Source organism: Streptomyces adustus (assembly GCF_009377175.1).
In the GTDB taxonomy this organism is placed as follows: Bacteria; Actinomycetota; Actinomycetes; order Streptomycetales; family Streptomycetaceae; genus Streptomyces; species Streptomyces adustus.
Genome location: NZ_VJZD01000320.1, coordinates 1 through 9,223 on the forward strand (window position 1 = coordinate 1; position 9,223 = coordinate 9,223).

The window sequence follows — 9,223 nt, forward strand, 5'->3', positions numbered from 1 at the left end:
GCCCCCACACCATGCAGGAGGACCATGAACCCCCGCATCCTGGTCGTCGAGGACGATCACGCCCTGCGTGACGTGCTGGTGCGCGGACTGCGGGAGGAGGAGTTCCGGCCCGTGCCCGCCGCCGACGGCGCCACCGCGCTGCGGCTGGCCGACTCCGGCGGCCTGGCCGCGGCCGTACTGGACATCGGGCTGCCCGACGCGGACGGACGGGACGTGTGCCAGGCGATGCGGGCCAACGGTTTCGCCGCCCCCGTCCTGTTCCTGACCGCGCACCACCGGCTCGCCGACCGGCTGTCGGGGTTCTCCGCGGGCGGCGACGACTATCTGCCGAAGCCGTTCCACCTCGCCGAGCTCGTCGCCCGGCTGCGGGCCGCCGTCCGCCGCGCCGGACCCGCGCCGAGCGCCGCGGCCGGCGACCTGGTCCTGGACGCCGTACGGCACACGTTCACGGTGCACGGCAGCCGCGTCGAGCTGACACCGACCGAGTTCCGGCTGCTGGCCGCGCTCATGTCCGCGGCCGGGGACATCGTGCGCCGCCGTGAGCTGGTGCGGGCGGGGTGGCCGGAGGGCGCCCAGGTCAGCGACAACACCCTCGACCAGTACCTGACCCGGCTGCGCCGCAAGCTGCGCGACGCGGGCAGCCGGCTCACCGTCACCACCGTCCGCGGAATCGGTCACCGCCTGTCATGAGGAGCCCGCTCGCGCTCGTCCTGAGGAGCGCGCTCCCCCACCGCCTGGCACCGCGCACCCTGCGCGGCCGGCTGTCCCTGGTCGCGCTCACCACCGCGGCCCTGCTGATGACGATCCTGACGGCGGTGTTCAACACCGTCGTCCGCCACCACCTCCAGGCCCAGGCGGACGACGAGCTGCGCGCCCGCGCGGCCGTCGTCGCCACGACCGTCGACACCGGCGGCCGTACCGTACGCGTCCTGAAGGCCTCCGACGACGGACTCCTCGACAGCAACGTGTGGATCTACGCCGGATCCACGACGGTCGAACAGCCCCCCTCCCCGGCCCCCGAGATCGACCGTGCGGCCGGGCTGCTCGCGGCCCGGGCCGACGGGGACTGCACGACCGTCGAGGGCGACCGGCCCGTCCGGCTGTGCGCCCGGCCCGTGGCGCACGGCAGGCTCGCGGCGACCGTGGTCACGGCCCTGGACCTGTCGCCGTACCGGAGCTCGGCGGAGCTGCTGCTGCTCGGCTCGCTCGCCCTCGACGCGGTCATGCTCGCCTGCACCTACGCCCTGACCCGGCTGGCCGTCGGACGCGCGCTGCGGCCCGTGCGGGACATGAGCGACCAGGCCATACGGTGGAGCGCGGTGGAGTCCGAGCGGCGCTTCGGCACCGTGGCACAGCCCACCGAACTGGCCCGCCTCGGCGCCTCGCTGGACTCGCTCCTCGACCGCATCCGGGCCGTCCTGCGGCACGAGCGGCGGCTGACCGGGGAGCTCTCGCACGAGCTGCGCACCCCGCTGAGCCGGATCATCGCCGAGCTCGACTGGTGGCGCTCCCGGCCGCGCACGGAGGCCGAGACGCTGGCCACGCACCGCACGCTCACCGAGGCCGCCGAGTCGATGCGGACCATCTGCGACACGCTGCTCGGCGACGCCCGGGAGGAGGCCAGGGACGACGCGGCGACCGCTCCGGGCACGGCCGAGATACTGCCCGTACTGCGCCGGCTCGCCGCGCACCAGGAGGAACCGGTGCGGTCGAGGATCGTCGTCACCGCGGCGGACGACCGTCTGGAGGCCGGCGTGTCCCCCGCCCTCCTGGAGCGGATCGTCGGCCCGCTCCTCGCCAACGCCCTGAGGTACGCGCGCTCGGGCGTCACCGTGTACATCGAGCACGTCGGACACGTCGGACACGTCGGACACGTACCGCCCACCTGGCCGGGGCACCCCCTGCCCGACACCGAGACCGCGGGACCCACCGGGTCCGGCGGGTCCGCCGTACGGATCGACGTCACCGACGACGGGCCGGGCGTACCGGAGGCGTTCCTCGGGCAACTGTTCCAGCCGGGCCGGCGGGCCGATCCGTACGACGGACACGACGGAGCGGGTCTCGGGCTGCCGCTGGCGCGGCGCCTGGCCCGCTCGGCCGGCGGCGAGGTGCACCACGACCCGGCGCACACCGCGGGGGCGAGGTTCACGGTCACCCTGCCCGCCGGGTGAGCCCTCCGGACCCGGCCCTGGCGCCGGGAGCCTGAACGCATCCCGACCACCGTGCGGCGGGCCCGCGGATCGGGGTTCAACTCTCGGCGACCCTCTATACACGCCGTGTATACATCCTATGTATAGTCTCGGCATGCCTTCTCTGACCAAGAAGATCCAGATCCGTACGACGAAGAACAAGACGAGGAAAACGGGGGCCGGGTTGCGTGCCGTCGCCGTCTCGGTGGCGGCCGCCTCCCTGGCACTGGCACTGACCGGGTGCACCCGGCTGGAGACCACGGCGCCGAGCACCGCGCGCGCCCACCCCACCGTCCAGGCCGCCCGCTACGGCAGCGTCGACTGCCGCCGGGCGAAGTGCATCGCGCTCACCTTCGACGCCGGGCCGAGCGAGCACTCCGCCCGACTGCTGGACATCCTGAAGGAGAAACAGGTCAAGGCGACCTTCTTCCTGCTGGGCAAGCGCCACATCGAGAAGTACCCGGAGCTCGTCAGACGCATGGCCGCCGAGGGGCACGAGGTCGCCAGCCACACCTGGGACCACCGGATACTCACCGAGATCGAGCCGGACGAGATACGTGCGGAACTGGAGCGGCCCAACCAGGAGATAGAGCGCCTGACCGGACACCGGCCGACCCTGATGCGCCCGCCGCAGGGCCGCACCGACGACACCGTGCACCAAATCTGCCGCGAACTCGGCATGTCGGAGGTCCTGTGGAGCGTGACCGCGAAGGACTACACGACGAACGACTCCGACCTGATACGGAAGCGGGTGCTCGCGCAGTCGTCCCGCGACGGGATCATCCTGCTGCACGACATCTACCCCGGGACCGTGCCCGCGGTGCCCGGGATCATCGACGCGCTGAAGGAGCGGGGGTACGTGTTCGTCACCGTGCCCCAACTGCTCGCGCCGGGCAGGGCGGAACCCGGGAAGGTGTACCGGCCCTGAGCCCGTCGGGGGCCTGCTCCCCCGTACGTCCCCTTTCCCTTCCTTTCCCTCCTGCGCCTCCTCGCCGACCGCGCGCTGGGCGAATCGGGTGACGCGAGGGCGAACGCCCTGGTGCCCCCGGCCGCTTGCCTACGATCGTCCCGTGGTCGACTTCCAGCTCGTACGCACGGTGCCGCTCGCCCTCGACGAGGCATGGCGCCGGCTCACGCTGTGGCCCCGGCACGGCGACGTCGTCCCGTTGACCCGGGTCACCGTGGTCACACCCCCGCCGACCCGGGAGGGCACAGTGATCGTCGCGCGTTCCGGGATCGGCCCGCTCGCCTTCGACGACCGGATGGAGGTCACCGTCTGGCGGCCGCCGGACGGCGACGAAGCGGGCCTGTGCCGGCTGGAGAAGCGGGGCCGGGTCGTCCTGGGCTGGGCCGAGATCGAGGTGCGGCCGGGGCCCGGCGGGCGGACCCGGGTGGTCTGGCGCGAGGAACTGCGGGTACGGCTGCTGCCGTCCTTCTGCGATCCCCTGCTGCGCTCGGCGGCCCGCACGGTGTTCGGACGCGCGGCCAACCGCCTGCTGCGCCGACCGTGACACCCGCCGCGTGCGAGGGTGGGCGCATGACACCGGCGGATGCGGCACGCGGGACAACAGAGACAGCAGGGCACATAGGGACGGCGGGGCGGGCGGGCGCCGCGGCGGACGCGCGGGAGGCGGCGGAGGCCGAGGCGCTGGCGGCGGACGCCCTGCGCTGGCTGCTCGGCACCGCGCGGGACACCGACGACGGCGGTCTGGGCTGGCCCGTCCGGCCCTCGGACGCCGACATCGACCCAATGCTCTACAACGGCACGGCCGGGGTCGTCCCGGCGCTCCTGGAGGCGTGGCGGCACTTCGGTGACGACACCTACGCCGATGCCGCACTGCGCGCGGCGCGCTCCCTCGCCGCCGCAGTCGACGAACACCCGGACTGTTCGCTGTACTTCGGCCTCACCGGGCTGGCCCTGGTGCTGCGGGCCGTCGAGCGCGACCTGGGCGAGCGCGCGGCGGGTGCCGCGGCGGACCGGGCCCTGGACCGGGTGCGGTCCGGCTTCGACGGCACCCGGTGGGGCGAGCTGTTCGAGCTGATGGGCGGGAACGCGGGCATCGGCCTGGGGGCGCTGGCGGCGGGCGACGCCGAGCTCGCCGTACTCGCCCTGGAGCCCTACGCGCGTACGGCCGAGCCGACCGGGGCGGGCGTCACCTGGGAGTTCCGGCGCGGCGTGGCGGCCCGGCTGCACCATGTCTCGCACGGCACCCTCGGCATCGCCTACGCCCTGGCCCGGGTCGGGACGGACACCGGTAGGGCGGACCTGGTCGAGCGGGCGCGGGCCGGGGTCGCGGACGTGGTGGCGCGGGACGTGGCCGGGCCCGCGGGCTTCCTTGTCCCACACTCCGACCCGCAGTATCTCCCCGATCTGATCCAGCGGTTCAGCTACGGCTGGTGTCATGGCCCGGCCGGTGACGCCCAGGTCTTCCGGCTGTTCCGGGACGTCCTCGCCGAGCCCGGCTGGTCCGCCCTCGCCGACCGCTGCTGGCACAGCGTCGTCCACTCGGGGCTGCCGCACCGCTCACGCCCCGGTTTCTGGGACAACAACGGCCGCTGCTGCGGCACTTCGGGCGTGCTGGCGCTGGCCTGCGACCGGCTGGCCGAACAGGGGGACGCCCCCGACTTCGCCCGGCTCCTGGTCGCGGACCTCGCCGCCCGGGCGACCCGGGACGCCGAGGGAGCCCGCTGGTCGAACGTGGAGCACCGGGCCACCCCGAGCGAGCTCGAACCGCAGACCGGGTGGGCGATGGGCAACGCGGGCATCGCCCGCGAACTGCTGCGCTACGCACGGGTGCGGCGGGGCGGCGACCCGCGCTACGCGTTCGCCTGGCCGGACCAGCCGCCGGTGTCCACCGGAGGAGCGGGCACGGCGGGCGTGCGGTGACGGCGGGAGTCCGGTAACGGCGGGGCGCGGGCGGGTGGTTCAGGCCACCGAACCGATCCGGACCGACGGCGCCGGCGTCGACGGAACCGCTGACACCGCCTTCGTCGACGCGACGTCGTGGCGGATCGGTGCGTCGTGGTGGATCGGGGTGTGCGCGCCGGTCAGGGAGACCCCGCTGCCGCCACGCCGGGCGGCGACGATCTCCGCCGCGATCGACAGCGCGGTCTCCTCGGGCGTACGGGCGCCGAGGTCGAGGCCTATGGGCGATCTGAGCCGCGCCAGTTCCGGCTCCGTCACCCCGACCTCCCGCAGCCGCCGGTCGCGGTCCAGATGGGTGCGGCGCGAGCCCATGGCGCCGACATAGGCGACCGAAAGCCGCAGGGCGAGGCGGAGCAGGGGTACGTCGAACTTGGCGTCGTGGGTCAGTACGCACAGGACGGTACGGGCGTCGACGTCCGTGCGCTCCAGGTACCGGTGGGGCCACTCCACGACGATCTCGTCGGCCTCCGGGAAGCGGGCGCGGGTCGCGAACACCGGGCGGGCGTCGCACACCGTCACGCGGTAGCCGAGGAACTTGCCGACCCTGACCAGTGCCGAGGCGAAGTCGATCGCGCCGAAGACGATCATCCGGGGCGGCGGCACCGAGGACTCGACCAGCACCGTGAGCGGTGCTCCGCAGCGTGAGCCCTGCTCTCCGATCTCCACGGTGCCGGTGCGGCCGGCGTCCAGGAGGGCCCGTGCCTCGGCCGCGACCGTGCGGTCCAGTTCGGGGTGGGCGCCGAAGCCGCCCTCGTACCCGCCCTCGTACTCGCTGCCGTACCCGCCCCCGGACCCGCTCTCGCGCCGCCTCCCGTGCCCACCGGCGTACCCTCCCTCGGGCCGGACGAGCAGGGCGCGGCCCGAGAGTTCCGCCGGGCCCCCCACGATCCGCGCCACCGCCGCCGCCTCGCCCCGCGCGGCGGCGCCCAGCGCGGCCGCGACCACCGGCCGGACCGGGTCGCCCGCCCGTACCGGGGTGACGAGGACGTCGAGGACTCCCCCGCAGGTCAGACCGACGGCGAAGGCGTCCTCGTCGCTGTAGCCGAACCGTTCCAGGACCACTTCGCCGTCCTGGAGGGCCTGTCGGCACAGGTCGTACACCGCGCCCTCCACACACCCGCCGGAGACCGAGCCGATCGCCGTGCCGTCGGCGTCCACCGCGAGGGCGGCGCCCGGCTGACGGGGCGCGCTGCCGCCGACGGCCACCACGGTGGCGACGGCGAAGTCACGGCCCTGCTCGACCCACCGGTACAGCTCTTCGGCGATGTCCAGCATGTCTCGCTCTCCTCGTCGGTCGGGGTGGAGGTGAGGGGCGGCAGCGGCGGCCCGGGCCCCACGCGGTCGCGGTCAGGTGCCCTGCGCGGTCCCGGTCAGATGCTCGGGGCGTACCGGGGTCCGGGCGAGTTCCAGACCCGTCGCGGCCCGGATGGCCGCGAGGACCGCCGGCGTGGACGACAGGGTCGGGGCCTCGCCGACCCCGCGCAGCCCGTACGGGGCGTGCTCGTCGGCGAGTTCGAGCACGTCGACCGGGATGGTCGGCGTGTCGAGGATGGTGGGGATCAGATAGTCCGTGAAGGAGGGGTTCCTGACCTTCGCCGTCCTCGGGTCGACGATGATCTCCTCCATGACCGCCATGCCCAGGCCCTGGGTGGTGCCGCCCTGGATCTGGCCGACGACGGACAGCGGGTTGAGCGCCTTGCCGACGTCCTGGGCGCAGGCCAGCTCGACCACCTTGACCAGGCCGAGTTCGGTGTCGACCTCGACGACGGCGCGGTGCGCGGCGAAGCTGTACTGGACATGGCCGTTGCCCTGGCCGGTGCGCAGGTCGAAGGGCTCGGTCGGCCGGTGCCGCCACTCCGCCTCGACCTCGACGCTCTCCTCTCCGAGGACGTCCGCCAGGTCCCGCAGCACCTCGCCGCCGTCGGTGACGACCTTGCCGCCCTCCAGCAGCAGTTCGGCCGTGGCCCAGGCGGGGTGGTACGTGCCGAACTTGCGGCGGCCCAGTGCCAGCACCTTCTCGCGGACCAGCTCGCAGGCGTGCCTGATCGCGCCGCCGGTGACGTAGGTCTGGCGGGAGGCGGAGGTCGAACCGGCCGAACCCACCCTGGTGTCGGCGGGGTTGATGGTCACCCGGGTGACGCCCAGTTCGGTGCGGGCGATCTGCGCGTGGACGGTGACCCCGCCCTGGCCGACCTCCGCCATCGCGGTGTGCACGGTGGCGACGGGCTCGCCGGCCACGACCTCCATCCGGACCTTCGCCGTGGAGTAGTCGTCGAAGCCCTCGGAGAAGCCGACGTTCTTGATGCCGACCGCGTAGCCGATGCCGCGTACGACGCCCTCGCCGTGCGTGGTGTTGGACAGGCCGCCGGGCAGCTGCCGTACGTCGGCGCCCTCGCTGCTCTCCCACTGGCGCTCCGGCGGCAGCGGCATCGCCTTGACGCGGCGCAGGAGTTCGGCGACCGGCGCCGGGGAGTCGACCCGCTGGCCGGTGGGCAGGAGCGTGCCCTGCTCCATGGCGTTGCGCTGCCGGAACTCCACCGGGTCCAGGCCGAGTCGGGCGGCCACCTTGTCCATCTGCGCCTCGTAGGCGAAGCACGCCTGGACCGCGCCGAAGCCGCGCATGGCGCCGCAGGGCGGGTTGTTGGTGTAGAGGGCGACGGCCTCGATGTCGACGTCGTCGACGGCGTACGGGCCGACGCCCAGGGAGGAGGCGTTGCCGACGACCGCGGGGGACGCGGAGGCGTAGGCGCCGCCGTCGAGGACGATGCGGCACTTCACGTGGGTCAGCTTGCCGTCCTTGGTCGCCCCGTGCTCGTAGTGCAGGCGGGCCGGGTGGCGGTGGACGTGGCCGAAGAAGGACTCGAACCGGTTGTAGACGATCTTGACCGGTCGGCCGGTGCGCAGCGCCAGCAGGCAGGCGTGGATCTGCATCGACAGGTCCTCGCGGCCGCCGAACGCGCCGCCGACGCCGGCCAGCGTCATGCGCACCTTGTCCTCGGGCAGGCCGAGCACGGGCGCGATCTGGCGAAGGTCGGAGTGGAGCCACTGGGTGGCGATGTAGAGGTGGACGCCGCCGTCCTCCTCGGGCACGGCGAGCCCGGACTCGGGGCCGAGGAAGGCCTGGTCCTGCATGCCGAAGTAATAGTCGCCGCGGACGATCACGTCGGCCCGTTCCGCGGCCGCGTCGGCGTCGCCGCGGACGATCGGCTGGCGGTGCAGGATGTTCGGGTGCGGGACGTGGCCGATGTGGTGGTCGGTGCGACCCTCGTGGACCAGGACCGCGTCCGGCGCGGTGGCGGAGGCCTCGTCGGTGACCACCGGGAGTTCGCGGTACTCGACCTTGATCTTCGCGGCGGCGCGGCGCGCGGTCTCCGGGTGGTCGGCGGCGACGATCGCGACGGGTTCGCCGTGGTGGCGCACCTTGCCGTGGGCGAGGACCGGGGTGTCCTGGATCTCCAGGCCGTAGTGCTTCACGTCGGCCGGCAGGTCGTCGTACGTCATGACGGCGTGGACGCCGGGCTGGGCGAGGGCCTCGCTCGTGTCGATCGAGACGATCTCGGCGTGCGCGAGGGGGGAGCGCAGGATCTGGCCCCAGAGCATGTCCTCGTGCCACAGGTCGGAGGAGTACGCGAACTCGCCGGTGACCTTGAGGGTGCCGTCGGGGCGGAGGGTGGACTCGCCGATGCCGCCCCTGGTCCGGGAGCCCTGGGTCAGGGTGGTGGGAATGCCGTTGGTCGGCATGGTCAGACCGCCTCCGCCTGCCGGGCGGCCGCGAGGCGGACCGCGTCCATGATCTTCTCGTAGCCCGTGCAGCGGCACAGGTTGCCCGAGAGCGCCTCGCGGATGTCCGCGTCGGTGGGGTCGGGGTTGCGCTCCAGCATCTCGTCGGCCGCGACCAGCAGGCCCGGGGTGCAGAAGCCGCACTGGACGGCGCCGGCGTCGATGAACGCCTGCTGGACGGGGGAGAGCTCGACGCCCTCGCCGGTGTGCGCGTGCTGGCCCCTGGCGGCCCAGCTCCTGGCCTCGTCGAGCGAGGTCCCGGCGGGCTTCGGAGTCCCCGCGGCGCGGCCTCCGGGGCCGGCGGCCGCGGCGGGGGCGGCCGCGGGGG

General features: G+C 74.0%; 8 protein-coding genes. 5 read left to right on the plus strand and 3 right to left on the minus strand.

All coding sequences use genetic code 11. From position 1 onward, the window contains the following. Positions 1-24 precede the first annotated feature (24 nt). From FNH09_RS41690 to FNH09_RS41710, 5 genes are all read left to right on the plus strand, one after another. On the plus strand, positions 25-690 hold the full coding sequence (locus FNH09_RS41690) for a response regulator transcription factor (protein ID WP_152895071.1): 666 nt from the start codon (positions 25-27) through the stop codon (positions 688-690). Beyond that, positions 687-2,171, plus strand: coding sequence for a sensor histidine kinase (locus tag FNH09_RS41695; protein WP_152895072.1), 1,485 nt, complete (start codon positions 687-689; stop codon positions 2,169-2,171). The genes FNH09_RS41690 and FNH09_RS41695 overlap by 4 nt, the downstream gene beginning before the upstream one ends. A 133-nt stretch (positions 2,172-2,304) precedes the next feature. Continuing rightward, positions 2,305-3,117: a polysaccharide deacetylase family protein gene (locus FNH09_RS41700; RefSeq protein ID WP_238427414.1), complete on the plus strand. Its 813-nt coding sequence runs from the start codon at positions 2,305-2,307 to the stop codon at positions 3,115-3,117. Between the two features lie 142 nt (positions 3,118-3,259). After that, a complete protein-coding gene (locus FNH09_RS41705; RefSeq protein WP_162469895.1) occupies positions 3,260-3,700 on the plus strand; it encodes an SRPBCC family protein in 441 nt (146 codons plus the stop codon). Between the two features lie 26 nt (positions 3,701-3,726). Continuing rightward, the gene (locus tag FNH09_RS41710; protein ID WP_152895074.1) at positions 3,727-5,076 is read left to right on the plus strand and encodes a lanthionine synthetase LanC family protein; all 1,350 of its coding nucleotides are present in this window, start codon (positions 3,727-3,729) and stop codon (positions 5,074-5,076) included. A gap of 39 nt (positions 5,077-5,115) precedes the next feature. Here FNH09_RS41710 and FNH09_RS41715 read toward each other — a convergent pair whose 3' ends face one another. From FNH09_RS41715 to FNH09_RS41725, 3 genes are all read right to left on the minus strand, one after another. Then, positions 5,116-6,390: an XdhC family protein gene (locus tag FNH09_RS41715; protein WP_238427415.1), complete on the minus strand. Its 1,275-nt coding sequence runs from the start codon at positions 6,388-6,390 to the stop codon at positions 5,116-5,118. 72 nt (positions 6,391-6,462) lie between these two features. Then, positions 6,463-8,856: a xanthine dehydrogenase family protein molybdopterin-binding subunit gene (locus tag FNH09_RS41720; protein WP_152895075.1), complete on the minus strand. Its 2,394-nt coding sequence runs from the start codon at positions 8,854-8,856 to the stop codon at positions 6,463-6,465. A 2-nt stretch (positions 8,857-8,858) separates the two neighbouring features. Continuing rightward, positions 8,859-9,223, minus strand: a 365-nt coding sequence (locus tag FNH09_RS41725) for a (2Fe-2S)-binding protein (protein WP_238427416.1), incomplete at its 5' end; no start/stop codon positions are given.